Raw genomic sequence first — 21996 nt, 5'->3', positions numbered from 1 at the left:
AGGGCGCCTGGAAGGCCGTACGACCGTCTGGACGTCGTACGACCCCGAAAGCCGTCGTACGACTCAGGCATTCAGCCTAGACGGATTTCGACCCATGCCGCCCGGTTCATCTCATCGTCGGGCGCTGTACATGGCCGAAACCTTGACAAGTGCCCTGAGCACACAGGAAATTGACGCGCGTAGAAATTGGGGGGACAGGTGTTCACTCCGTTCACGGTTTCTACGCGCGTCGTCACTGTTCCACGTTCCACCCTCGTCCCGGCGCTCACGTACGTCCCCGGAGGGATCCCGTTGCCGAGCAAGTCTTCCGCGCGCCTTGCCGCGCTCACCGTCGCCGCCGTCTGTTCCGCGGCGTCCACCGTCGTCATCGCCTCGCCCGCGCAGGCGGACGCGGTGCGCATCCATGACATCCAGGGCAGTACACGGATATCGCCGTACGCCGGTCAGCAGGTCACGGACGTGGCCGGAATCGTCACCGGCGTACGCACCTACGGTTCGTCGCGCGGTTTCTGGATCCAGGACCCGAGCGCGGACGCCGACCCGGCCACCAGTGAGGGCATCTTCGTCTTCACCAGCTCCGCCCCGAAGGTCGCCGTCGGCGACTCGGTGACCGTCTCGGGCACGGTGTCCGAGTACGTCCCGGGCGGCACCTCCTCCGGCAACCAGGCGCTCACCGAGATCACCCGGCCGACGATCACGGTCGTGTCCAGCGGCAACCCCGTCCCGGCCGCCACGGTGATCGACGCGAGGTCCGTGCCGCACGCCTACACCCCGGCGGGCGAGGCGGCGGCGAACGGTTCCGTCAACGGCCTGACGCTGCGGCCGAAGAAGTACGCCCTGGACTACTACGAGTCCCTGGAGGGCATGAACGTCCAGGTCGCCAACACGCGCGTGGTCGGTGCCACCGACCCGTACACCGAGCTGTGGGTCACGGTGAAGCCGTGGGAGAACGCCAGCCGCCACGGCGGCACGGTCTACGGCTCCTACACCGCGCAGAACACCGGCCGGCTGCAGATCCAGTCCCTCGGCAAGGTCGCCGACTTCCCGGACGCGAACGTCGGCGACATGCTCACCGGCACCACGACCGGCCCGCTGGACTACAACCAGTTCGGCGGTTACACCCTGGTCGCGAACGAGCTCGGCACCCTGAAGCAGGGCGGCCTGGAGCGCGAGACGACCCGCGAGCAGCGGCGCGGCGAGCTGGCGGTGGCGACGTACAACGTCGAGAACCTCGACCCGACCGACGCCACGTTCGACGAGCACGCCGCCGCGATCGTGAACAACCTCCAGTCGCCGGACATCGTGTCCCTGGAGGAGATCCAGGACAACAACGGCGCGAAGAACGACGGCACGGTCGCCGCCGACCAGACGATGACCAAGCTGATCGACGCGATCGTCGCGGCGGGCGGCCCGAGGTACGAGTGGCGTGCGATCGACCCGGTGAACAACGCTGACGGCGGCGAGCCGGGCGGCAACATCCGTCAGGCGTTCCTGTTCAACCCGGAGCGGGTGTCCTTCACCGACCGCGCGGGCGGCGACGCGACGACCGCGGCGGGTGTGACGAAGGAGCGCGGCAAGGCGGCGCTGACGGTGTCCCCGGGCCGGATCGACCCGGCGAACACGGCGTGGGCGAACAGTCGCAAGCCGCTGGTCGGCGAGTTCACCTTCCGCGGCAAGACGGTCTTCGTGATCGCCAACCACTTCAACTCCAAGGGTGGCGACCAGGCGCTGACCGCGCAGTACCAGCCGCCGACCCGCAGCTCGGAGACCCAGCGCCACCTCCAGGCGACCGCGGTGAACGCGTTCGTGAAGCAGCTCCTGGACATCCAGAAGAACGCGGACGTCGTCACGCTCGGCGACATCAACGACTTCGAGTTCTCCGACACCGTGGAGATCCTCGAAGGCAAGGGCGAGCTGTGGTCGGCGATCAAGTCGCTGCCCAGGAGCGAGCGTTACTCGTACGTCTACCAGGGCAACAGCCAGACCCTGGACCAGATCCTGATCAGCCCGTCGATCCGGCGCGACTGCGGCTTCGAGTACGACAGCGTGCACATCAACGCCGAGTTCCACGACCAGATCAGCGACCACGACCCGCAGGTGCTGCGGTTCCGTCCGTAACCGTCTCTGGTCAGGGCTGGCTGAAAACGCCCTTCAGCCAGCCCTGCCAGGCGCTCTCGGCCGCGTCGGCGTCGGCCGCCGGGGCGAAGTCGTGCACCGCCATGCCGACCGGGTAGCCCCAGTGGTTGCGCCCGAAGAAACGGATCATCGCGTCCTCGGTGCGCAGCCCGATGAAGTACGGATTGCGGAAGTCGACCACGGCGTCGAGGAGTTGCCCCTCCGGGCCGCGTGCCTGGACGCGCGCACCCTCGGCGGTGTCCTCCGCCAGGCCGAGCGCGCGCCCGACCGCGGCGAGGGCGTCGGGCGCCTTGGAGGCCTCGGGCGCGTCGAAGGCGGCGAAGGCCACGACCGGGCGGCCGCCGAAGCGCGTCAGGTACTCGCGCAGGGTGTGCAGATAGAAGTCGGTGTGCTTGGCGGCGCCGTCGTACTGGTTGTCCCAGTCGTCGACGAAGATCCCGCTGTGCACGTACCGCACCCAGGCGCGCCGGCCCTCGTCGCGCGGTTCGACGGTGTAGTCGAGCTGGTTGACGGTCTGCTCGGCGATTCCCTCGACGTCCTCGACACGGTTCGTGTAGCGGTGCGGCGGGTCCCAGGCGGTGATCGTGGAGCCGAACGGCCCCTTGCCGCCCTCGCGGGGTTCGGGAGCCTCCATCGGCCACAGCCAGCCGCCGGTGCCGGCGGTGACGGCCTCCCACACCTGCTCCGGGGTGGCGTCGACTTCGAACTCGCGAGCGATCTCGAATTCCTTGGACATGGTGGGCTCCTGGTTCTCAACTCTCGTGGGCCTGGGGTTTGACCATGGGATTCTCATGGGTCTGGGCTTTGACCGTGGGATGGACGGCCACGACGATCCGGTGGTCCCGGCCGCCCTCGGCGTCCGGGGCGTCGTACTTCTGGATCAGCGCGGTCACGCCCGCAGTCAGCTCCTCGACGAACGCCGCCCGGTCGGCGGCCGAGGCGAACCGCACCTCGCCGTCGAGCGCGTAGGTCGCCAGCCGTTTGCGGGCCTTCGCCGCGCCCGAGATGAGCGTGCCGACGTCCCGCACGAGCCGCGCGCCGAGTGCGAGCAGCCAGCGGGCGGACAGCTGGTCCCGGAAGCGGTCCGGGTCGGGCTGTACGGCGGCCAGGGCGAGCGGCGAGATCACGTACGACGCGGCGGTCGCCCGCATCAGCCGCTCGGTGACGTTGCCCTTGCGGCGTTCCCCCGCGAGCTCGACCAAGCCGTGCCGCTCCAGCGCCTTGAGGTGGTAGTTCACCTTCTGCCGGGGCAGCCCGACCTGGCCGGCCAGCATCGCGGCCGACGCGGGGCCGGCGGCCAGCTCGGCGAGCAGCCGGGCCCTTGTGGGGTCCAGGGAGACGGCTGCGGCCTCGGGGTCCTCGATCACGGTCACGTCCAGCATGGGTCCACCGTCTCACCGAAAACTTTTTTTGTCCAGACTGGAAGAGTTTTCGGTGCGGGGGCATGAATCGGGGGCATGAATCGGTAGGGGTCATGAATCGGTTAGGGGTCATGCACCGGTAGGAGGCATGAATCGGTAGGAGACATGAATCGGTAGGAGGGCATGAAGAAGGCTGGTCGGTTCGCCCACCGACCAGCCTTCGGTCTTCACCGGCACTCAGGCGCCGGCCGGCGCTCCGGTCATCTACCGCCCGCCGTGCCGCCGCCGCATCACCGCCGCCGCGACGACCACCGCACCGACCGCCGCTCCGGCGACCAGCACGGGCCGGGGATGCCTCAGCCCGGCCTGGACGACCGTACGCACCGGCTGCGGCATGCCACCGTGCTCGACGGCCTCGCTCGCCCGGGCGGCCCTGCCCTGCACGGCATGACCCGCCTTCGCGGCCCTCCCCTGCACAGCATGCGTCGCCTCGGCGGCCTTGCCCTGCACAGCGTGCGTCGCCTCGGCGGCCTTGCCCTGCACGGCGTGGCCGGCATGGGCCGCCTTGCCCTGCACGGCGTGGCCGGCCTGGGCGGCGGTGCTGCGCAGTTGGACGGTCATCGCGCCGGCCTTGTCCTTCAGGTCGGCGGCGCGCGCCCTGGCCCGACCCCTGATGTCCGCCTTGGCGGCCAACTCCTCCACTGTGTCGCCGAGTTGGCTGCGGGTCTGCGCTATCTGCCGGCGCAGCTCGTCGGGCCCCTTGGCGCCCGTCCCGTGCGTCGTCCTGTCTGTCATCGGTGTGCCCTTTCCCTGATCTCCTCGACATCGGCCCTGACGCTGCCGAGGGCCTCCTCGGGCGTGGGGGGTGCCGCGTGGCGCAGCTGGGCGCGGCCAGTGGCGGCCAGTAGTCCGGCGAGCGCGAAGAGCACGCCTGTGACGATCAGCGCCGCGGCCCAGACGGGCAGCGTCAGCGAGAGCGCGGCGGCGCCCGTGGCGGCGAGGGCCAGCAGCCCGGCGTAGGCGACGGCGCCCGCGGCACCGAGGAGCCCACCGCCGCGACCCGCGCGCCGGCCCTTCTCGGCCAGCTCCTCCTTGGCGAGGTGCACTTCCTGCCGCACGAGCTGGGAGAGTTGTTCGGATGCCTGGCCGACGAGTTCGCCCACCGAGTGGTGCTCCTCGGGCCGGGGTTTGGCGTACGGGGTCCCGGTCACGGCGTTCCGCCTCCTCTCGGTTCGGAACACCCGGGTACCCGTCCGGCCCCCTGCTACCCCTTCGCCACGCCACCGCCGCCGCGCCGGCCGAGCCGCGCGAGCTGGGTCTGGAACCAGTCGAGGCGGGCCTGCAAGAGGGCGGCTTCGGCGACGAGTTCGGGTACGCCGAGATCCGCGGCCGACGGGGCGGGCGGCAGGCCGGGCCCATCCGTGCCGGCTGCCGCCCCCGCGCCCGCCCGCGCCACGACCCGCAGCCCGTCCCCGGCCAGCCGGGCGAAGGCAGCGAGGGTGACGGACGTACGGCCGCGCAGGCAGCCCGCGCAGGAGGGGGTCAGGGCGAGCCAGCCGGGCCTGCCCCAGCCGGCGTCGGCGAGTCCCACGGCAGTCGTACCGCAGGCGCAGGGGCCGACGGTCGCCGTGCGTACCCTTTGGCGGGCGTAGCGGAACCCGCGTTCGAAACGGAGGTAACGGCCGAGGACCAGCACCTCCAGGAGCACCGCCGTCCGGTGCTCGGCGGTGCACAGCAGCCCCTCGGCCACCGAGCGGTCGTGCACGCAGTGGAAACCGCAGTCGCAACGGCGGTGCGGCGCCGCGTGCCGCAGGCCGTAGACGCAGGACGCGTCGGCCAGGACTCCGTACGGCAGCGCGCCGCCGAGCGACACACCGGTGAACCCGGCCCGGGTGCCGTCCTGCGACAGCATCGGGTGGGCGATCTTGTATCCGGTCGGCGGCTCCGTCGGGCGTTCCTCCGGAAGCCGCAGCCTCATCGGGCGGCCGGCACCTCATCGGGCACGGACTCCGCCAAGTCCTTGATCTCTGCGGGGAGTTCGAGCTCCTCCTCGTGGGCGACCGGCTGCTCTTCCGCGACGCCGGTGGCGAGTGCCTTGCCGAGCTTCATGACGCCTCCCAGGACCGGGTGGTGGTGGACCGTCCCGGCCATGGTGACCCATGAAAGGCGGCGTTGGACATAGGGCCACCCGCCACGACGCCCGCCCCGACACAGCAACGCTTACACATACCCCTTAGAAGATTTAAGTGGAACTACACGATCGCCGTGCCGACACTACTCCCATGACCCTGACCAACGCCTCCTCGCCCGCCCCGCCCTTCGGCCGCACCCTCTGCGCGATGATCACGCCCCTCACCGACGCGGGCTCGCTCGACCTCGACGGCGCGCAGCTGCTCGCGGACCGGCTGGTGTCGCGGGGCTGCGACGGGCTGGTGCTCAACGGCACCACGGGCGAGTCGCCGACCACGTCCGACACCGAGAAGGCGGCGCTCGTCCGGGCGGTCCGGGAGGCGGTCGGGGACCGCGCGTCCGTCGTCACGGGCGTCGGCACCTCCGACACCCGCCACACGATCGAGCTCACCGTGCAGGCCGGGCAGGCGGGCGCGGACGGCGCCCTGGTCGTCACCCCGTACTACAGCCGGCCCCCTCAGGACGCCGTGGAAGCACATTTCCGCGAGGTGGCGGACGCGTCCGCCCTGCCCCTGATGCTGTACGACATCCCGGCCCGCACCGGCACCCGCATCGAGCCGGAAACACTGATCCGGCTCGCCGAGCACCCCCGCATCGTGGCCGTCAAGGACTGCTCGTACGACTTCCTCGGCACCCAGAAGGTCCTGTCCCGCACGGACCTGGCGTACTACGCGGGCTGCGACGAGCACAATCTCGCCCTGTACGCGGTGGGCGCGGCGGGCTGCGTCAGCACGGTCGCGAACGTGATCCCCCATCACGTCCGTTCCGTGTTCGACGACTTCGACGCGGGCGACACGGCCGGCGCGGCCCGTCGCCAGCAGCAGGCGGTGCCGCTCATCGAGGCGATGATGTCGGCCGACCTCCCCGGCACGGTCACCGCCAAGGCACTGCTGGCCGCGCTGGGCCTCCCGTCGGGCCCGGTCCGCCCACCTCTACGCCCTGCGAGCCGCGAGACGACGGGCGGTCTGCTGGCGACGTACGAGGAGCTGGCTACGTACGAGGAGCCGACTACGTACGAGGAGCGGGCGGCGGACGAGGAGCGGACGGCGGAAGAGCGACTGCCCGCGTGACAGCGATGCCCGCGAAGGCCACGAAGGCCGTGATGACCACGAAGGCCCGGGGCCCCCACCGCTCACCATGTCTCCATGGTGTCCGCGCGATGGGGGCCCCGGGCCTTCGTGCCCGTTGCGGGGCGGATCAGCTCTGACCGTTCTCCACGGTGTGCTCGTCGCCGACCAGCCGGAAGTGCTCCAGCACGTCCTCCATCGGGTCGTCGACCTGGCCGAGGTTCACCAGGCCGATCCGTGGACCGTTGTGCGAGGCCGTGTTGGTCTCGTCGGCGTGCGCGACGCCCGTCGGGAGCCAGCACACCGTCGCCACGGTGACCACGCCGGTCAGCCGCCGCACCATGATCCTCGCCCGCTCGTTCGTCATTGCTCAGTCCTCGTCTCACCGGTTCGGCATCTGACCGGACACTGGGTCCACCGGATTCATCTGCCAAGGGCTGCCCGAGGTAACGGAGGGTAATCCTTTTAAGTGATCGTCTTGAGCAGCAGCGACGTCAGTTGTGGCTGTTCTGTATGGGACGCAGGTCAGGGACTCAGTTCGTGCCAGGGGCCGTCTCGGGGCCGTCCTGGGCGTTCTCCGGGTCCCGGAAGACCTGATCGACGGCGGCACGGGTGCGCGCCTCGCTGTTGGGCATCAGGTGCGTGTATGTGCGGAGAGTGAAGCTGGGGTCGTGGTGGCCGAGGTACTCGCTCAGGGCCTTGATGCTCTCCCCCGCGTCCAAGAGGACCGACGCGTAGAAGTGGCGCAGCGCGTGCATGCCGTTCTCGCGTCCGAGGGGTATGCCGGCGGAGGTGAGCGCCGGTTGCCAGAACCGCTCGTTGAAGCGCGCCCGGTGCAGTGCACGGTTCCTCGGGTTGACGAAGAGCAGTGCGGCCGTGACGGGCGGGCCCTCCAAGGTCTTCCAGGGCAGGGTGATTTCTACGGGCTCGTGCCGCGTGATGTGAGCCGCCAGCGCGAACGACACCGTCTCCGGCAGCGGCACATCACGTTCCTTGCCGCCCTTGGGCGGTCCGAATACCGCGTGCTTGCCCTGGATGAGCTTGACCTGGCGCACCACATGAACCGTGCCGCCGAGGAAGTCGACATCGTCAACGGCAAGGCCGAAGATCTCGCCTTGCCGAAGGCCGCAGCCCGCCCCCACGCTGACCATCTCCTGGTAGGCGTCCGGCAGCGCTTCGTGCACGGCCATGACGCGTTCCACGGACCACGGCTTGACCCTGCGGGCGTCGGGGGACGGTGCGCGCACGGAACGTGCCCGGCACGGGTTCTCGGCGATAATCCGGTCCTCCACGGCGGCCGTGAACACGGCGGACACGTTGGCGAAGATCGACCGCCGGTAGGACGCGGCACGCCCCGTTGCCTCCAGCTGTCGCATCCACGTGCGCAGGTGTGAGGGCCGGAAGGATGCCATGGGCCGATCACCGAGGTACGGAAGGGCATGGACCCGTAGGCGGATCTCGACACTCTCACGGGTCACCGGGTCGATCGTGAGTGCCGCCATCCATTCCTTGGCGTACTCCCCGAAAGTCACCGAGCCCGCGGCCGGATCGATGTACCGCCCCCGCGACATGTCCGCCTCGATGTTGGACAGCCAGGCTTCGGCCCTGCGCTTCTGCTTGTCCGGGAAGCTCTTGGACTTCTCGGAGCCGTCCGGCGCGATGTACCGGGCGCGGTAGCGCTGGCCGACACCGTAACGGTCGGTCTTGACCCTGCCGGTCTTGCCGTCCTGGCCGGGAACGGTCTTGTACCACCGATCTTGAATGTGTCCGGCCATCAGGCGGCAGCCCCTTCCATCTGGGACTTGACCCATGCCCGCACGTGCTCGGGGTCGTATCGGATGTACCGGCCCACCCGGAATCCTTGAGGGCCGATGCGCTTCCGCCGCCATTGGTAGAGCGTTTGGACGCTGGGCAGTTCGAAGATTTCGACGAGGTCTTCGGGCGTGAGGTAGCGGTCAGGCAGTCTGATCGGCATGGTCACCACTCCCTCTCGTCTGGCAGCGCGGCAAGCGCTTCGCGGGCGGCTTGGCGGTTGAGCTGTAGGTCACGGGCGATCGTGGCGGCCAGCGCGGATTCGCCGGGGGTGTGGCCGTGTCCGGCGTACTGCCAGTCGGCCAGGACCAGTACGGTGTCCGGCTCGGTGTCGTCCAGGCCGAGGGCTTCGCGTTCCTGGGCGGCGCGGTAGTCGGCGCGCGCTTGGCGGAGAGCGCCGAGGGTGGTGGAGTACCGGCGAGACTTCGAGGAGAAGTGGCCCCGGAAACCGAGCATGTGAGCCCAGGCCCACAGACGGCGGTCCGGGTACAGCGCGTCCAGGTCGCGGCATGCGGTGATCAGGCGACGGGCGTGGTCGGGGACGCCGTGGCGGTCGAGTTCGGCGAGTTCGCCGATGCGCCGGTCTAGGGTGCCGGTGTTCTCAGCCGCCTTGGTGGCGTACTTGGCCACGTACGAGGCGACGGCCTGTTCGGTCAGCTCGGAGCCGTCGCCGAAGGCCCGCACGGGGCGGACGTCGAGCTGTCGGCCCCACTTCAGGGCGCGGGCGGGTTGCTCGCCAGCGGCGGGGACGTTGACGGTCGTGTAGCCGTGTCGCGCGGCAGCCCGGATCGCATCCGTGAGCAGGCTCGTGCTGGCCCAGGATGGGGGCGTCGAGTCAGGCCCGTCGGTGCCGTCGAGCCGGATCACGGCGTGGAAGTGGACGGCGCCCCGCTTCTGGAACTCGGCGACCTTGCCGTAGGAGACACGGCAGGTGTCGGCGAGTTCGCGCTGTGTCAGTCCGGCGCGTTTGGCGATCTCCCGGCGGAGCCGGTTGACGAAGCGAGCCCACATCTCCCCTGCGTAGTTGTTGAAGAGCACGGCGCCCGCGTAGTCGTACGTCGCCGGGTCGAGGGCAGTACCGAGGGTGGGATCTTCCGGCGTGTGGCGGGTGCCGCAGCGGCAGACGCCATGGTCGGGCCGGTTGTGGACCGGGCCGAATGAGGGTGCCGTGAGGGTCGCGAAGACTCGGGGGTGGTCGCGGATGGTAACGGGGACGTCCTTGTCCTCGTCCCCGGCGAGCCCTGCGCGAATGAGTCGGTACGTGTCGCCCGCGTACATCCAGGCGCAGGCCGGGCAGCGGGAGGCGCGGCGGTTACCGCAGGCGACGCGGAGTCGGCCGCCCGGCTCGTGCTCGGTGGAGTAGTGGTGCAGGGTCTCGCCGGTGGTCTTGTCCTTGTGGACGACCCAACCGCGCAGGTGGATGGGGTCGGCGCAGCCGCCGGTGCGGCGGATCTGGTCTTGCCAGCGGTCGAAGCCCGGAGACCCGGCCACCCGGAGGAGGTCCCCCAGGGTGGTCGGGTCCAGGCCCGCGAAGGTCGCGGGGTTGGTCATGCGCGGCCCCCGGCGAGCTGGGCGACGGGGGCGGGAACGGTGCCGGTGCCGTGGCAGGCCGGGCAGTCGACGGTCAGCGTGTGCAGGTGACCGTGAGGGTCGCGCGGACCGGAGGATACGGCGGCGGTGGCGAAGCCGTCGCAGTTCTGGCAGATCCGCGCGGGTGTGGTGGTAGCCGGGGTGGGGCCGGTCATGATGGAGATTCCTTCCGGTTTCTTGAATCGGACAGGGACGGCGCCCGGGCGGCGGATGCTTGGCGGTATCGAAGCCGCCCGGGGGCCGGTCAGCGTCGCTTCGTCTCGGATGCGAGCAGGGAGCGAAGGACGACGGCGCACACGGCGACCGAGACGCCGGTTATGGCAACCGCCAGGAGCATGGAGACCAGGACGGCGCCGACGACCAGCACCACGGCGGTGCCGCCGCCGACGAGGGCGAGCACGGTGCCGGGCGTGAGCTGGACGACGGGCCGGGACGGCGCCGGAGCCGCCGGGACAGGCGGCGGAATGTGGGCCGCCGGTACAACGGTGGTCGGCTCGACGACCGCGGGCGGGGTCACGTGGCCGGTCGGAGTCGGCATGGTGGGAATCTTCGGACGCAGCATGGGATAACTCCCTTCTGTGGCTGGTTACTTGACGAAGGCGTTGATGGCGGGAGCAAGGACGCTGTCGGCAAGGAGGAAGCCGCCGAGCAGCAGGACGGCGATGAGCCAGGCGGGCGGGCGGATGAGCTTGACGCCGAGCCAGCCGACGACGATCAGGGCGAGCCAGAGCGGTACTTCCATGGCGGTGGCCTCCCTCAGCGGACCTTGCAGCGGTGGGTGCGGGCGGCGAGCTGGGCGGCGGACTGACTGGTGTAGTCGGCGGACCAGCCGCAGCCGTCGGAGGTGCACACGGCGGCGTGCTTGGTCTGGCCGCGCCGGTCGCGGCGGGTGCCGATCTGCACCGGGCCGATCCGCATCACGGAGTGGAAGAAGTCACGGGCGGGCATGAGCTGGTCTCCTTGTCTGTCAGGCGAGTTGGGCGGCGATGGCGTCCGCCATGGGGGCGGGAACGTTGAGGCGGGCGCGCAGGGTGTCGGTGTCGATCCGGGTGCCGGTGCGGGCTTCGTGGTCGGCGGCGACCTTGCGGGCGTGGTCGACGAGGGCGGCCGGGACGGGCACGGCCGGAGCGGGCGCCGGAGTCGGAGTCGGGGTCGGGTCGGCGGCGGGCAAGGCCGGGGCGGTCTCCGGCTCCACGACAGGCGCAGGGTCGGTGTCGTGGTCGGGTTCGGGGGCCGCGGCAGCGGGCGCCGGCGGAACCGGCACCCGGTCCCCGGCCGGAGTCGGCGAGTGGGCCAGGAGGGTGCCGCCGAGGAAGGCCAGCGCGGGCCATCCGGCGACGAGGATGCGCAGCCAGGCCGGGACGTGGTCGAGGTCGAGGAGTCCGGCGGTCGCGACGTTGGCGCCGAGCGAAGCCACGAGTGCGATGAGGAACCAGCACCAGGCCAGCCGGGACGGGCCATCGGTGCGCAGCCTGCGCCAGACGGCGACCAAGAGGAGGTCGACGGAGACGGGGTAAGCCCAGGCCTTCCAGCCGGACTGTCCGGCAGCAGCTGCCAGGTCGTGCAGGTGGGCGAAGGACAGGGCCCCGGCGATGACCGCTTGGACGAGGACGGCGTCAAGGCGCAGTCGGGACGGCATGGCCATCACCGCACCCTCGGGCGGCCGTTGGCTTCGGCGATGGCCGTCAGGACCAGGTCGAGGTTGGCCGCGTCCAAGCCGCTGACCGCGTCCCCGAGCGGAACCCGGGCGGCGGGGTGGGCCAGGGAGGCGGCGAGGCCGAGGATGCGCAGCTCCCCACCGGAGGCGGGCAACTCCTTGGCGTCCAGGGCCTCAACGACCTTGACCCAGTCGACGCCGTACGGCTCGGGGGTGGGGCCGGAGTAGTCGATAAGCAACAGTCCGGGCCGCTCGGCCAGGCGCTTGACCCACGGGCCGTGGCCGATCAGGAGGCCGATCGCGGCCCGCAGGGCGGGGACGCCGTCCGCCGTGGCCCTCAGGGTGTCGGCCAGCTGGTCGGCGTCGATCGTCACGGCGCCGTCCTCGGTGCCGTACCAGGGGCAGTCCCGTTCGTCGTGGTCGACGCCGGTTTCCTCGCCGTCGACATCGCCGCAGTACTCGCAGAACATCGGGGGTCCTTCCTGGGATCACGTGGTGGCAGGGATGGACTCGACGGCCGAGTCAGGAGTCGGCGCAGGGCCGTCGAGGGCGGGCCGGAAGGGCGCCAGGGCGGGCAGGTCCGGGGTCAGGTCGGCGTGCAGGTTGCAGATGTTCACGGCCTGCCGCAGCGAGGTGTGCGGGGCGCGGATGCGGGCCCAACCGCCGGTGGAGTCACCCGTGATGGCGACGCCGGGCATGTCGGTGGGGATCTGGATCGCAGCCAGCACGGCGTCCGGGGCGATGTCGCCGAAGGCCATGTTCGCGCTGGATTCGTCGTTGACGCGGTGCGCGGTCCGGCCGGTGAGCTGGGCGCGGAGCATGGTGATGCCCTTGCCGAGTTCGGAGCCGAAGCGCTGCCCGCAGATCTCCAGGTAGATCCCGGCGGCACGGCCGAGCTGAGCCAGCCGGGCCAGCGCGGTGATGATCCGGTCCCGCCGCTTCTCCTCCTCCTTGCTGGCGAACAGGGCGAGTTCGGCGACCTCATCGACCAGGACCACGACCGGTATCGGCCGCAGGTCTTCGGGCAGGTCCCAGATGTCGGCGGCGATCTCCGCATCCGGCACGTCGGTGGTGATCCGCTGCTCGGCGCGGATGAGCTGGTAGACGTCCTCCATGTGCGCCACCAGTGCGTCGAGGAGTTCGGCGGCGGTGTCGGGGTTGTCGGCGAGCGCGGAGAACCGGCGAGCCAGCGGGAACAGCTCCACCCCCTGCTTGCAGTCGATCCCGACCAGGGCCACGTGCTGCGAAGCGAGCCCTGCCACGAGGTTGCGCTGGTAGACGGACTTGCCCGACTCCGTGGCGCCGAGCGTGAGCGCATGAGGCACGGCCCGGTAGTCGCGGTAGTGCACGCTGCCGTCCTCGCGCAGGGCGACCGGGACCCGCATCGGGCGGGTGTCGAGCTGGGCGGGCATCTGCACGCGCTTGAGCACGTCGTAGCCGGTCATCCGCACCTCGACGACACCGGAGCGGAGTTCACGGGAGGTGACGCCGTACATGGCGAACGAGTGCCGCAGCCGGTCACACGAGGCCGCCACGTCGAAGGCGTCCTGACCGGGCCGAAGCTTCAGCCGGAGGACCAGGCCGGTACGGGTCGGCCGCACGCGCAGGATGCGCGGAGCATGAGGACCGGGAACGGGCCGGTTGGCCATCCGGGCCAGCGTCAGCCGCCAGCGGGAGGCCGGAACAGTCAGCCCGCAGGCGTCCATCACGGAGGGGTAGCGGACCAGGACCCGCAGCGAAGCCCAGGTGACACCGAAGGCCAGCCAGTACCAGGCGGGGCGCCGCCACCGCAGGAGACCCGCAGCGGCGACAACCAGCACCAGGGCGACGATCAGCCACGTCATGGCTCAGGCCGCCTTCGACTTCGCCGCGCCAGCCTCAGCGAGCGAGGTGACGGCCACGGCACGGAACGCGATCCCGTGCCGCTTCTGGCCGTTGAACTCGTTCTCCCACGGCCGGGCGATCAGGCCCGTCAGGGCGACCGGCGTCCCCATCGCCAGGTCCTCGGAGACGCCGGTCTCCGGCACGGTGACGTTCAGGATCTCGACGTCGCCGTTGAGGGCGAACATCACGTTCACCGTCATCAGCTTCGCGCCGGTCTCGGTGTCGGTGGCGATCTCGCCGGTACGGCGGTCGCGGACCTTGGGCTCCGGGGTCTGAGCAACCATCACGGTGGCGGTGGAGGTGTCGACAGGAATCTGACGCATCGTCTGTTCTCCTGATCTGGAGTGGATTTGGAACCGACCGGAATCGCCGGTGAGATCAGGAGACCGCGAGGAGTGGTGGACACATCACGGCCCGTATGGACGTTTGGGGACGTCTGAGTTATCGTCAAAACGTCCCTGATACGTCCCACGAGAGGGCAGTCATGGCGAACGAGCGTCTGCGCGCGGCGATTTCAGCGAAGGGCGAGACCATCCAGTCCGTGGCCCAGCATGTCGGCGTCGACCCGAAGAGCGTGGAGCGCTGGATCACCACCGGCCGGACGCCGCACCGAGGGCACCGCTGGAAGGCCGCGAACTTCCTCGGAGTTGACGAGGTCTACCTGTGGCCCACCGTCGAGAAGCAGGCCGAGTCCGCCAGCACGTCCGAGCTGATCACGTACTACCCGCACCGGGGTGCGGTACCGGCCGCGCTGTGGTCATCGCTGATCGAGAAGGCGAAGGACCAGGTGGACATCCTCGTGTACGCGGGACTGTTCCTCTTCGACAACCACCCGGATCTGCCGTACGAGTTGGCCGACAAGGCCAAGGCCGGAGCACAGATACGCGTGCTCCTCGGCGACCCGGACTCGGAGATGGTCCGCCAGCGCGGCGAGGAGGAAGGCATCGGCGACGACCTGGCCGCACGCGCCCGGATAACACGGCGCTACCTCGAACCGGCGATGACGACGCCGGGCGTCGAGGTCCGGCTTCACAACACGATCCTCTACAACTCGATTTATCGCTTCGACGATGACGTGTTAGTGAACCCGCACGTGCTCGGAGCACCGGCCGGACAGAACCCAGTGCTGCACTTCCGGTACATCCCCGGTGCCCGCACCTTCCGGCACTACATGCGGAGTTTCGACTACGCCTGGGAGCGTGGTCGCCTCGCGTAGGCAAGCCGATGCCCTCGGGGGCCGGGGCTGCGGGCGCCGGCGGAACCGGCACCCGGTCCCCGGCCGACTCGGTACGACAGCCGAGCATGCGAGGCTGGAGGCATGGCCCGAGTCGACTACTTCAACGATCCGAACGCCCCGAAGGCGAACAGCATCGTCCCCTCCGTGACCGCGGTCGCGCTGAACGATGCCGGGGAAGTCCTGCTGATCCACAAGACTGACAACAACCTCTGGGCTCTGCCGGGCGGCGGGGTCGACGTCGGCGAGTCAGCACCCGATGCCGCCGTACGTGAGACGAAGGAAGAGACCGGCTTCGACGTCGAGGTGACGGGACTGGTCGGCCTCTACACCAACCCGGCTCACGTCATGGCGTACGACGACGGCGAGGTACGCCAGCAGTTCTCGATCTGCTTCCGAGCACGCATCGTCGGCGGCGAGCTGCGCACGAGCAGCGAGAGCAAGGAAGTGGCCTTCGTGCACCCCAGTCGGCTGGACAGCCTGAACATCCATCCGTCGATGCGGATGCGGATCGACCACGGATTGGCGAACCGGCAGGAGCCCTACGTCGGCTGATCACCGAGGCGAGCGCGCGTCCGTTCCACGGCGGCCCCGAGGTACGGACGCGCCTTGCTGATCGCGTTGTGCACTTCGCTACCCGGCTCGTACCGCTCCAGGATCTCGTCAATGCGCTGATCGAAGTCGAAGGACTGCCCGGCCGGACCGGTCGTCATGTCGGCATAGATCAAGGCGTCCAGAACGGGAGAGTCCTCCCGCTCGTACACGGCCAACTCATCGGTGAGCCCACGCTGTTCGGCTTCGTACACGGCGCCAGAGTGATGAGCGACGAGCCGCACGAGCCGATTAGGCGCCCTCAGTGTCTCCAGGTAGCGCGCGCCGTCGAGTGGATGAAACCCCGTATCGCGCAGCTCCGGCGCATACCCGATGTCGTGCAACCACGCGGCAGCGACGAGAAGATCCCGGTCTCCCTTGGACACAGCCGCCGATGCTTCGCGCGCACGAGCCGCCACGGCCTGAGTGTGCAGCCAGCGGTTCCCGAGCGGAGGCAGAAGCGACTCGGCCAGTTCAGCCGCGCCTTGGGGCGTGTCCAGTCCAGAGGGCATGAACCGCACGGTAGCCGACACGACCAGGCCACCAACACCCCGGCGCCGACCGCTCCTGATCATGGCGCGGTGAGAATTTCCCTACGTCCATCAAGAGCCCGCGCACGGCGCGGGCGCGCGCCGCCTCTGCGGCGCGGCCTGCCTCCTGTCTGCGCCCCGGCTGGCCGCGCCCGGCGGCGCGCTCGTCGGCTGCGGGCATGAAGTGGGAGACACCCTGTGTGGCTGGGGCGGTCGGCTCCACGGCTTTAGGCAGCCACTTTGGGGCGAGCCTCTAAGATCATGGCCCCAACGTCGTGCTTTACCGGGCAGGTCCACAGACTGCCCGACTCGCCGGAAGCTTACGGGGCCATGATCACTCGCCCCAAAGCAGCTCCAGCCCAAAGCCGCTCCACCGACCTCGATTACTCGAAACCACCCACGTGCCCTGCGCCCCCGATGCAGAATAAAGCCATGCTCGCAAATCTACTCCCAGGAATTCGAGAAATCCGGGCCCCATTGGCGGCCGGTTATATTTGGGTGATTGCTCTCTGGATTACATTTTCCGATCACATCCCCAAGAGAGGCGAGGCACAGGGAGTATGGAAGAGCGTATATCAGCTAAGCGCTACAGCCGGCACGGCGGCAACACTTGCCGCCGTCTCCTTTGCGGCATATCTAATTGGTAGCCTGCTTGAGATTCGCGCCCGCTCTATAGTTCACTGGTTTAGATTTACTGAGTGGTGGTGGATCCTCCGTCAAAAAATCCTGAAGAGGTCAGCGGGGAGCCAACTTAGCGATCCCCGAATTCTGCAATGGACCGAGACCCCGGCCACCATTCGGGGCCCCGCAGACCCACGTGCACCACTTGCCTTCGCGGAGTCCTGGACCGGCGTTCGGCGGCCCGAATGGGGCAGTCGCGCCTCTCGCTCGGCCCTTATCGATCTAGCCGTATACATTCGACATATCGGCGGAAGGAAGGTGGATCTTCATTCAGTAATGGGCAGGTTCGGCGGCGAACTCGACCAATTGGCCATCCGACTCCAGGCGAGAAATATAGATCTCTACGGCACATATGATCGCGCAACAGCAGAGGCGGACTTGAGAGTGAACGTCGGCCTCAGTTCGTCCATCCTCGTGAGTGCCGTCGCAGCTAATAGCAGCCCCAGCGTATTCTTGCTCATTCCCTGCGCGTGGCTTCTTATTATGCGCGGTCAGCAAAAGGCGCGCGAGGCGAATGACGTACTGATCCAGGCTGTGGTCTCTGGAGAGTTGGAATCAACTATCCTGTCGTCTTCATTGCCTCAAATCGTGGCATCATCGCTGGACGCCGAGGAAGGTCAATCAAACGGAACGCCTACTGAAACGACTGTTGCGGAGAGCGGCGTGGGTGATCCTGCTTGAAGATCAGGTCGGCGAGTGTCTCCAGTAACGCACGCTCTCAAGATTCAGTATCCGGCGATAGCCGATTCAATCTCCAGAAGGATGTCCCTCAATTCGGGAACGATCTCCTCAGCCCTCATATTGTTCGAGATCGCCCGCACATTTACAGGCTTGCACTTCTTCGCGGTCAATTTGCCATTTAGGGAAGAAAGAACCTTCTTCGGAGGCACCATCCCCGCTCTTCTTTCCTCGTCGCTCCACCACACCTCAAATTCAGGGATGGCGGCACGCGTAACGTCCATAGCGTGCGAACTTGCACTCACCAGATCCGTTTGCCGACGATAAAGAAACTGCGCTTGAGCGTCAACTTTCTGCTCCTCAATAGCCTCATCCAGAAGCTCTTGAACCATCGGTTGGTCGGCCCCTGACAGCCGAGAAATAGCACTTGGGATCAGAAAGTAGCTCTCAAGCTCTTTCTTCTGCCAGACGTGACAGTGCACCCCCGACCGCGACAATGCACTAGTTACGTCAAACGCCTGGCCTTCCGTTCGATTGTCTCGATCCAGGATGACGTACACCTTCACCGAGTCGCCGAGCAAACTCTCACTAAGCGTAGAGAAAGAGCCAGCTTGTGCCCACTTATCGAAGCCGCCGAGGGGAATAACCGCAACACCCTTTTCTCCGGCGAGATTCCTTGCCCCCACTTTGCGTGCCACGTTCCGCAGAACTTTCATATCCTGCCCCTCAACAAAGAGGGCGACCTTGGAACGCAGGGCACGTGCGAGGCCCAAATTGAAGCCCGTCCCGAGGGACTGACTAGCGTATTCCAGCGATTTTGAGTCGCGGAGATGCCTAGCACGCTTACGGGTCCTGTCTACAAGGATCACCGAGTCCCGACGGGCTTCAGCCAGGATCTCAGGGGCATGAGTGGCAAGGATCCACTGCTGACTTCTTTCTTCCAAGACATTGACTAGTCTGCGCTGAAGATCTGGATGAAGGAATACATCCGGCTCGTCCAGAACCAGTGCCTTAGCGGCCCTATGACGGAATAGGTGAAGTAGAAACTGAAGCCAAATTTGAAGGCCATCGCCAGCCCAGAAGAGCTCCTTTACTGACCTTGTGGCGGTCTCGGTGAAATAGAGGTCGAGTTCGGCCGCATCACCGGCCGAGCTAGCCTCGATGCTAATGTCCTGAATCTCTGGTGTATTTTCCAGGATGAAAGATGTCAGATCGAAGTACGCATCAGCATCTTCCCTTTTGAGGTAATATAGCTGATTCCTGAAGTGGCTACTCGACAGGCGCGTGGTCTGGCTCTCTTTGACGTATCTCTCCGTCAGGACGAGTTCCCGATGCTGAACGGGGGTCAGCGTAGGAACTACCCCGATCGACGGCGTCACAGATCGAGCAATGGCACTTGCGCTCACGATGGATCCGTCATCATTAACCAGACAGAAAAAAGGAGACTCCTCCACCGGCCATACAGATTTCAGAGTAGCGCCAGAACTGAACGTCAACTCAAGTCGCGTTTCCGATTCTCGGAATTCATGTCGAATATTCTCGCCCACGAAACCAGACGGGTTTCCGATTCCGCTAGACAGGTGATGCCCGAAAGCCCATCTATTTCCATCTAGATTGAACCGGTCTCGGCTATTCCTGCGCCGCGCAAACGAAACTTCTTCAGCCGCAAGGCGAAGCGCAGAGATAATAGTACTCTTACCGGCGTTATTGGGGCCGACGAGAACTGCTTGCTGACCGAAGTTGATTTCGAACTCAGCGAAGCCCTTGAAGTGGGACAGGCGAAGCTTCTTAAGCACCCGCCCACTGTAGTTTTCCAGCGCCACCCGGGACAGCGGTTTGGATGAACCTCTTACAAAAGGGCGCTGCCCGCCTACCGAGCACCCGAGGAAGCCTGCTTCGGAGACATGCCGAAAGCGCCCTCCCGGGCCGTCCTCGGGCCGTGGAAGGGCGCTCAACGATGACCAACGTCGACAGCTGCCGACAGCTCGACAGCAGGTCAGGACGTTGATCCATAAGACGGCCGCAGGTCACGGCCGCCGATGATCAGTTGTGGCTGTGCAGTACGTCGTTCAACCCGCCCCACTCCGCGTTGTTCGGGCGGGCCTCAACCGTGCCGGTGACGGAGTTGCGGCGGAAGAGGATGTTGGAGGCGCCGGACAGCTCGCGGGCCTTGACGATCTGGCCGTCGGGCATGGTGACGCGGGTGCCGGCGGTGAGGTAGAGGCCCGCCTCGACCACGCAGTCGTCACCGAGCGCGATGCCGATACCGGCCTCGGCGCCGACGAGGGAGCGCTCGCCGATGGCGACCCGCTGCTTGCCGCCGCCGGACAGGGTGCCCATGGTGGAGGCACCGCCGCCGATGTCGGAACCGTCGCCGACGACGACGCCCTGGGAGATACGGCCCTCGACCATCGAGGTGCCGAGGGTGCCCGCGTTGAAGTTGACGAAGCCCTCGTGCATGACCGTGGTGCCGGCGGCGAGGTGGGCGCCGAGGCGGACTCGGTCGGCGTCGGCGATACGGACCCCGGCCGGTGCCACGTAGTCGGTCATGCGCGGGAACTTGTCGACGCCGAAGACGCTCAGGTGCAGGCCGCGGGCGCGGGCGGCGAGTCGTACGGTCTCCAGGGTGTCGACGGCGACCGGGCCGAGGGAGGTCCAGGCGACGTTGGCGAGCAGGCCGAAGATGCCGTCGAGGTTCGGCTCGTTCGGCTTGACCAAGCGGTGCGAGAGCAGGTGCAGGCGCAGGTAGGCGTCGTGGGTGTCGAGCGGCTTGTCCTCGACGGAGGAGATGACCGTCCGGACCGCCACGACCTCCACGCCGCGCACCTCGTCCTTGCCGAGCGCCGCGACGCCGTGCTCACCGAGCAGCTCGGCGGTGCGGGCCTCGTCGAGGCGCTCGGTACCGGCAGGTCCGGGCTCGGCGGCCAGCTCGGGCGCGGGGAACCAGGTGTCGAGAACAGTGCCGTCGGCGGCGATCGTGGCAAGGCCGGCGGCCACGGCGCCGGTGGTGCGAGGAGCAGTCGTGTCGGTCATGAGGGCAACCTAACCGGCGGGGGGCCACGGAGGCGAACCAGCGGACGGATGTCTCAGGTGGCGGGCGGGGCGAGGGGGCCGACGCCGGGCAGGGGGCCGCTGTCGGCGAGCAGGGGGCGGCTGTCGGCAGGCAGGGGGCGGCTGTCGGCGAGCAGGGGGCTGGGGTCGCCTGCCGGGAGGAGACCGGTGCTGCCTGCGGGAAGGGGACCGGCGCTGCCCGAGGGAAGGGAGCCGGGGCTGCCCGAGAGAAGGGGACCGGCGCCACCCGCAGAACGCGGAGCAGCGCCACCCGCAGAAAGGGCACCGCCGCCACCCGCAGAACGCGAACCAGCGCCACCCGCAGAACGCGAACCAGCGCCACCCGCAGAAAGGCCACCGCCGCCACCCCCGGGAAGAGAACCAGCGCCACCCGCAGAACGCGAACCGGCGCCACCCGCAGGCACAGACCCCGCGCCGCCTCCCGTCGCAGCGACGGTACCGTCGGCAGTTCGGATCACCCGCCCCAGAACCTCCCGCGCCCACCCCTCCTCATACGCCACCCCCGTCAGCAGCACCTGCAGACAGATCCCGTCCATCAGCGCGAGCAACGCCCGCGCCGTCGCCGGATCGGTGCGGTCGGCGAGGTGTTCGCCGACCTCCTCGGTCCACTCCGCTGCCACCGGCCGCAGCGCCGGGCGGCGCAGCGCGGCGAGGTACAGCTCGTACTCCAGCTCCACCCCCGTGCGGTCACCCGCGAGCCACTCCCCCAGCAGGGCGGCGAGCTCGGCGGCCAGGTCGGTCCGCCGATCCCGCAGGGACTCGCGCTCGGCGACCAGCCTGGCGAAGCCCTCGTTCGTCTGCCGCAGCGCCGCGACCAGCAGGTCGTCGAGCGTCTTGAAGTGGTACGTCGTCGAACCGAGCGGTACATCCGCCTCCGCGGCGACGGACCGGTGGCTCAGCCCGGCGATCCCCTTGGCCCCGACCACGCGGATCGCCGCGTCGATGATCCGCTGCCGCCGCTCGGGGTCGTACCGCCGGACCATCAGTGGGCACCGCCCAGATTGAGCACCACGACCCCCACGACGATCAGCGCGATCCCGGCGGCCTTGGCCACGGTCATCCCTTCACCGAGGAACAGCATCCCGATCACCGCGATCGCCGCGGTGCCGACGCCGGACCAGATCGCGTACGCCGTGCCGACGGAGACCGTCTTCAAGGTCTGGGCGAGGAGCGCGAACGCGACCACGTACCCGAGGGCGGTCATCAGCGAGGGCCACAGCCGGGTGAAGCCGTGGCTGTACTTCATGGCGGTGGTGGCTGCCACCTCGGCGGCTATGGCGCCGGCGAGCAGTAGGAATCCCATGTGTACAAGGGTACACAACGTTATGTACAAGCGTACATAACGCCGGGCATGACAACCGCCATGACAACCGCCATGATGACCGCCATGACGACCGCTCACAGGCCGGGTTACCGACGCGGAAACCGATACGGAAACGCTTGTTGAATCAGGCTGCTCAAGCGTCACAACGTCCACTAGTGTTTCACCGCTCAATTACCGGCCGGTCACGGC

The 21996-nt window shown here is 68.2% G+C and carries 27 protein-coding genes and 1 pseudogene; 5 read left to right on the top strand and 23 right to left on the bottom strand.

Features of this window, described 5'->3' with window-relative positions; all coding sequences use genetic code 11:
- The first annotated feature begins 291 nt into the window (after positions 1 to 291).
- A complete protein-coding gene (locus I2W78_RS31540) occupies positions 292 to 2118 on the top strand; it encodes an endonuclease/exonuclease/phosphatase family protein (RefSeq protein WP_196463643.1) in 1827 nt (608 codons plus the stop codon).
- A gap of 10 nt (positions 2119 to 2128) precedes the next feature.
- On the opposite strand, the gene I2W78_RS31535 is transcribed toward I2W78_RS31540, so the two are convergent.
- From I2W78_RS31535 to I2W78_RS31510, 6 genes are all read right to left on the bottom strand, one after another.
- Positions 2129 to 2872: an SRPBCC family protein gene (locus I2W78_RS31535; protein ID WP_196463642.1), complete on the bottom strand. Its 744-nt coding sequence runs from the start codon at positions 2870 to 2872 to the stop codon at positions 2129 to 2131.
- Between the two features lie 16 nt (positions 2873 to 2888).
- Entirely contained in the window at positions 2889 to 3518 is a 630-nt protein-coding gene (locus I2W78_RS31530) for an ArsR/SmtB family transcription factor (RefSeq protein ID WP_196463641.1), read from the bottom strand.
- 243 nt (positions 3519 to 3761) lie between these two features.
- The gene (locus I2W78_RS31525; protein WP_196463640.1) at positions 3762 to 4292 is read right to left on the bottom strand and encodes a DUF3618 domain-containing protein; all 531 of its coding nucleotides are present in this window, start codon (positions 4290 to 4292) and stop codon (positions 3762 to 3764) included.
- Positions 4289 to 4708 carry a phage holin family protein gene (locus tag I2W78_RS31520; protein ID WP_196463639.1) on the bottom strand — a complete coding sequence of 140 codons (420 nt, stop codon included), beginning with the start codon at positions 4706 to 4708 and terminating at the stop codon, positions 4289 to 4291. The genes I2W78_RS31525 and I2W78_RS31520 overlap by 4 nt, the downstream gene beginning before the upstream one ends.
- A 53-nt stretch (positions 4709 to 4761) precedes the next feature.
- Positions 4762 to 5475 (bottom strand): hypothetical protein, encoded by a 714-nt coding sequence (locus tag I2W78_RS31515; RefSeq protein WP_196463638.1) that lies wholly within the window; start codon positions 5473 to 5475, stop codon positions 4762 to 4764.
- Positions 5472 to 5648, bottom strand: coding sequence for a hypothetical protein (locus tag I2W78_RS31510; RefSeq protein ID WP_196464849.1), 177 nt, complete (start codon positions 5646 to 5648; stop codon positions 5472 to 5474). The genes I2W78_RS31515 and I2W78_RS31510 overlap by 4 nt, the downstream gene beginning before the upstream one ends.
- Before the next feature lie 131 nt (positions 5649 to 5779).
- Between I2W78_RS31510 and dapA the strand changes: the two genes are divergently transcribed.
- Positions 5780 to 6757, top strand: a complete 978-nt coding sequence (gene dapA, locus I2W78_RS31505) for a 4-hydroxy-tetrahydrodipicolinate synthase (protein ID WP_196463637.1) — start codon at positions 5780 to 5782, stop codon at positions 6755 to 6757.
- A 127-nt stretch (positions 6758 to 6884) separates the two neighbouring features.
- On the opposite strand, the gene I2W78_RS31500 is transcribed toward dapA, so the two are convergent.
- From I2W78_RS31500 to I2W78_RS31445, 12 genes are all read right to left on the bottom strand, one after another.
- Positions 6885 to 7121, bottom strand: coding sequence for a hypothetical protein (locus tag I2W78_RS31500; protein ID WP_196463636.1), 237 nt, complete (start codon positions 7119 to 7121; stop codon positions 6885 to 6887).
- 166 nt (positions 7122 to 7287) lie between these two features.
- Complete coding sequence (locus I2W78_RS31495; protein ID WP_196463635.1) at positions 7288 to 8529, bottom strand: tyrosine-type recombinase/integrase; 1242 nt, start codon at positions 8527 to 8529, stop codon at positions 7288 to 7290.
- A complete protein-coding gene (locus I2W78_RS31490) occupies positions 8529 to 8729 on the bottom strand; it encodes a helix-turn-helix transcriptional regulator (RefSeq protein WP_196463634.1) in 201 nt (66 codons plus the stop codon). The genes I2W78_RS31495 and I2W78_RS31490 overlap by 1 nt, the downstream gene beginning before the upstream one ends.
- Positions 8730 to 8731: 2 nt before the next feature.
- Positions 8732 to 10117 carry a replication initiator protein RepSA gene (gene repSA / locus I2W78_RS31485; RefSeq protein ID WP_196463633.1) on the bottom strand — a complete coding sequence of 462 codons (1386 nt, stop codon included), beginning with the start codon at positions 10115 to 10117 and terminating at the stop codon, positions 8732 to 8734.
- Entirely contained in the window at positions 10114 to 10311 is a 198-nt protein-coding gene (locus I2W78_RS31480) for a hypothetical protein (protein ID WP_196463632.1), read from the bottom strand. Before I2W78_RS31480 ends, repSA begins: the two co-directional genes overlap by 4 nt.
- A gap of 89 nt (positions 10312 to 10400) precedes the next feature.
- Positions 10401 to 10718 carry a SpdD-like protein gene (locus tag I2W78_RS31475; RefSeq protein ID WP_196463631.1) on the bottom strand — a complete coding sequence of 106 codons (318 nt, stop codon included), beginning with the start codon at positions 10716 to 10718 and terminating at the stop codon, positions 10401 to 10403.
- Positions 10719 to 10742: 24 nt separating this feature from the next.
- Positions 10743 to 10898, bottom strand: a complete 156-nt coding sequence (locus I2W78_RS31470; RefSeq protein ID WP_196463630.1) for a hypothetical protein — start codon at positions 10896 to 10898, stop codon at positions 10743 to 10745.
- Positions 10899 to 10912: 14 nt separating this feature from the next.
- Entirely contained in the window at positions 10913 to 11104 is a 192-nt protein-coding gene (locus I2W78_RS31465) for a mobile element transfer protein (protein ID WP_196463629.1), read from the bottom strand.
- Between the two features lie 19 nt (positions 11105 to 11123).
- On the bottom strand, positions 11124 to 11795 hold the full coding sequence (locus tag I2W78_RS31460) for a DUF2637 domain-containing protein (RefSeq protein WP_196464795.1): 672 nt from the start codon (positions 11793 to 11795) through the stop codon (positions 11124 to 11126).
- A gap of 5 nt (positions 11796 to 11800) precedes the next feature.
- On the bottom strand, positions 11801 to 12283 hold the full coding sequence (locus I2W78_RS31455) for a hypothetical protein (protein WP_196463628.1): 483 nt from the start codon (positions 12281 to 12283) through the stop codon (positions 11801 to 11803).
- 18 nt (positions 12284 to 12301) lie between these two features.
- A complete protein-coding gene (locus I2W78_RS31450; protein WP_196463627.1) occupies positions 12302 to 13657 on the bottom strand; it encodes an FtsK/SpoIIIE domain-containing protein in 1356 nt (451 codons plus the stop codon).
- Between the two features lie 3 nt (positions 13658 to 13660).
- Positions 13661 to 14020 (bottom strand): SCO3933 family regulatory protein, encoded by a 360-nt coding sequence (locus I2W78_RS31445; RefSeq protein WP_196463626.1) that lies wholly within the window; start codon positions 14018 to 14020, stop codon positions 13661 to 13663.
- 161 nt (positions 14021 to 14181) lie between these two features.
- Between I2W78_RS31445 and I2W78_RS31440 the strand changes: the two genes are divergently transcribed.
- Complete coding sequence (locus I2W78_RS31440) at positions 14182 to 14913, top strand: XRE family transcriptional regulator (RefSeq protein ID WP_196463625.1); 732 nt, start codon at positions 14182 to 14184, stop codon at positions 14911 to 14913.
- Positions 14914 to 15015: 102 nt separating this feature from the next.
- Positions 15016 to 15486 (top strand): NUDIX hydrolase, encoded by a 471-nt coding sequence (locus I2W78_RS31435; RefSeq protein WP_196463624.1) that lies wholly within the window; start codon positions 15016 to 15018, stop codon positions 15484 to 15486.
- On the opposite strand, the gene I2W78_RS31430 is transcribed toward I2W78_RS31435, so the two are convergent.
- Positions 15474 to 16034, bottom strand: coding sequence for an HD domain-containing protein (locus I2W78_RS31430; RefSeq protein ID WP_196463623.1), 561 nt, complete (start codon positions 16032 to 16034; stop codon positions 15474 to 15476). The genes I2W78_RS31435 and I2W78_RS31430 overlap by 13 nt on opposite strands.
- A 957-nt stretch (positions 16035 to 16991) precedes the next feature.
- Here I2W78_RS31430 and I2W78_RS31425 point away from each other — a divergent pair.
- Positions 16992 to 17414: a hypothetical protein gene (locus tag I2W78_RS31425; RefSeq protein ID WP_196463622.1), complete on the top strand. Its 423-nt coding sequence runs from the start codon at positions 16992 to 16994 to the stop codon at positions 17412 to 17414.
- A gap of 44 nt (positions 17415 to 17458) precedes the next feature.
- Here I2W78_RS31425 and I2W78_RS31420 read toward each other — a convergent pair whose 3' ends face one another.
- The 4 genes and pseudogenes from I2W78_RS31420 to I2W78_RS31405 form a co-directional block, all read right to left on the bottom strand.
- Positions 17459 to 19207 (bottom strand): ATP-dependent nuclease, encoded by a 1749-nt coding sequence (locus I2W78_RS31420; RefSeq protein WP_196463621.1) that lies wholly within the window; start codon positions 19205 to 19207, stop codon positions 17459 to 17461.
- A gap of 247 nt (positions 19208 to 19454) precedes the next feature.
- Positions 19455 to 20444 carry a 2,3,4,5-tetrahydropyridine-2,6-dicarboxylate N-succinyltransferase gene (gene dapD / locus I2W78_RS31415; RefSeq protein WP_196463620.1) on the bottom strand — a complete coding sequence of 330 codons (990 nt, stop codon included), beginning with the start codon at positions 20442 to 20444 and terminating at the stop codon, positions 19455 to 19457.
- 491 nt (positions 20445 to 20935) lie between these two features.
- Positions 20936 to 21466, bottom strand: a pseudogene (locus tag I2W78_RS31410) (TetR/AcrR family transcriptional regulator); the annotation flags it as partial.
- Complete coding sequence (locus tag I2W78_RS31405; protein WP_196463619.1) at positions 21466 to 21786, bottom strand: DMT family transporter; 321 nt, start codon at positions 21784 to 21786, stop codon at positions 21466 to 21468. The pseudogene I2W78_RS31410 and the gene I2W78_RS31405, both read right to left, overlap by 1 nt.
- Positions 21787 to 21996 lie beyond the last annotated feature (210 nt).

Origin of the sequence: Streptomyces spinoverrucosus (genome assembly GCF_015712165.1) — a bacterium.
Taxonomy (GTDB): Bacteria; Actinomycetota; Actinomycetes; order Streptomycetales; family Streptomycetaceae; genus Streptomyces; species Streptomyces spinoverrucosus_A.
The sequence above is the reverse complement of the archived record's forward strand: the minus strand, read 5'-3'. Positions and strand labels throughout refer to the sequence as shown.

Excerpts from the sequence above, each read along its gene's own strand:
- I2W78_RS31525 (WP_196463640.1), bottom strand. The coding sequence starts at position 4,292 with ATGACAGACAGGACGACGCACGGGACGGGCGCCAAGGGGCCCGACGAG.
- I2W78_RS31490 (WP_196463634.1), bottom strand. The coding sequence starts at position 8,729 with ATGCCGATCAGACTGCCTGACCGCTACCTCACGCCCGAAGACCTCGTC.
- I2W78_RS31430 (WP_196463623.1), bottom strand. The coding sequence starts at position 16,034 with ATGCCCTCTGGACTGGACACGCCCCAAGGCGCGGCTGAACTGGCCGAG.
- I2W78_RS31460 (WP_196464795.1), bottom strand. The coding sequence starts at position 11,795 with ATGCCGTCCCGACTGCGCCTTGACGCCGTCCTCGTCCAAGCGGTCATC.
- I2W78_RS31500 (WP_196463636.1), bottom strand. The coding sequence starts at position 7,121 with ATGACGAACGAGCGGGCGAGGATCATGGTGCGGCGGCTGACCGGCGTG.
- I2W78_RS31435 (WP_196463624.1), top strand. The coding sequence starts at position 15,016 with ATGGCCCGAGTCGACTACTTCAACGATCCGAACGCCCCGAAGGCGAAC.
- I2W78_RS31465 (WP_196463629.1), bottom strand. The coding sequence starts at position 11,104 with ATGCCCGCCCGTGACTTCTTCCACTCCGTGATGCGGATCGGCCCGGTG.
- I2W78_RS31495 (WP_196463635.1), bottom strand. The coding sequence starts at position 8,529 with ATGGCCGGACACATTCAAGATCGGTGGTACAAGACCGTTCCCGGCCAG.
- I2W78_RS31510 (WP_196464849.1), bottom strand. The coding sequence starts at position 5,648 with ATGGCCGGGACGGTCCACCACCACCCGGTCCTGGGAGGCGTCATGAAG.
- I2W78_RS31450 (WP_196463627.1), bottom strand. The coding sequence starts at position 13,657 with ATGACGTGGCTGATCGTCGCCCTGGTGCTGGTTGTCGCCGCTGCGGGT.
- I2W78_RS31530 (WP_196463641.1), bottom strand. The coding sequence starts at position 3,518 with ATGCTGGACGTGACCGTGATCGAGGACCCCGAGGCCGCAGCCGTCTCC.
- I2W78_RS31470 (WP_196463630.1), bottom strand. The coding sequence starts at position 10,898 with ATGGAAGTACCGCTCTGGCTCGCCCTGATCGTCGTCGGCTGGCTCGGC.
- I2W78_RS31515 (WP_196463638.1), bottom strand. The coding sequence starts at position 5,475 with ATGAGGCTGCGGCTTCCGGAGGAACGCCCGACGGAGCCGCCGACCGGA.
- dapA (WP_196463637.1), top strand. The coding sequence starts at position 5,780 with ATGACCCTGACCAACGCCTCCTCGCCCGCCCCGCCCTTCGGCCGCACC.
- I2W78_RS31535 (WP_196463642.1), bottom strand. The coding sequence starts at position 2,872 with ATGTCCAAGGAATTCGAGATCGCTCGCGAGTTCGAAGTCGACGCCACC.
- I2W78_RS31440 (WP_196463625.1), top strand. The coding sequence starts at position 14,182 with ATGGCGAACGAGCGTCTGCGCGCGGCGATTTCAGCGAAGGGCGAGACC.
- I2W78_RS31480 (WP_196463632.1), bottom strand. The coding sequence starts at position 10,311 with ATGACCGGCCCCACCCCGGCTACCACCACACCCGCGCGGATCTGCCAG.
- I2W78_RS31475 (WP_196463631.1), bottom strand. The coding sequence starts at position 10,718 with ATGCTGCGTCCGAAGATTCCCACCATGCCGACTCCGACCGGCCACGTG.
- I2W78_RS31445 (WP_196463626.1), bottom strand. The coding sequence starts at position 14,020 with ATGCGTCAGATTCCTGTCGACACCTCCACCGCCACCGTGATGGTTGCT.
- I2W78_RS31405 (WP_196463619.1), bottom strand. The coding sequence starts at position 21,786 with ATGGGATTCCTACTGCTCGCCGGCGCCATAGCCGCCGAGGTGGCAGCC.
- repSA (WP_196463633.1), bottom strand. The coding sequence starts at position 10,117 with ATGACCAACCCCGCGACCTTCGCGGGCCTGGACCCGACCACCCTGGGG.
- dapD (WP_196463620.1), bottom strand. The coding sequence starts at position 20,444 with ATGACCGACACGACTGCTCCTCGCACCACCGGCGCCGTGGCCGCCGGC.
- I2W78_RS31455 (WP_196463628.1), bottom strand. The coding sequence starts at position 12,283 with ATGTTCTGCGAGTACTGCGGCGATGTCGACGGCGAGGAAACCGGCGTC.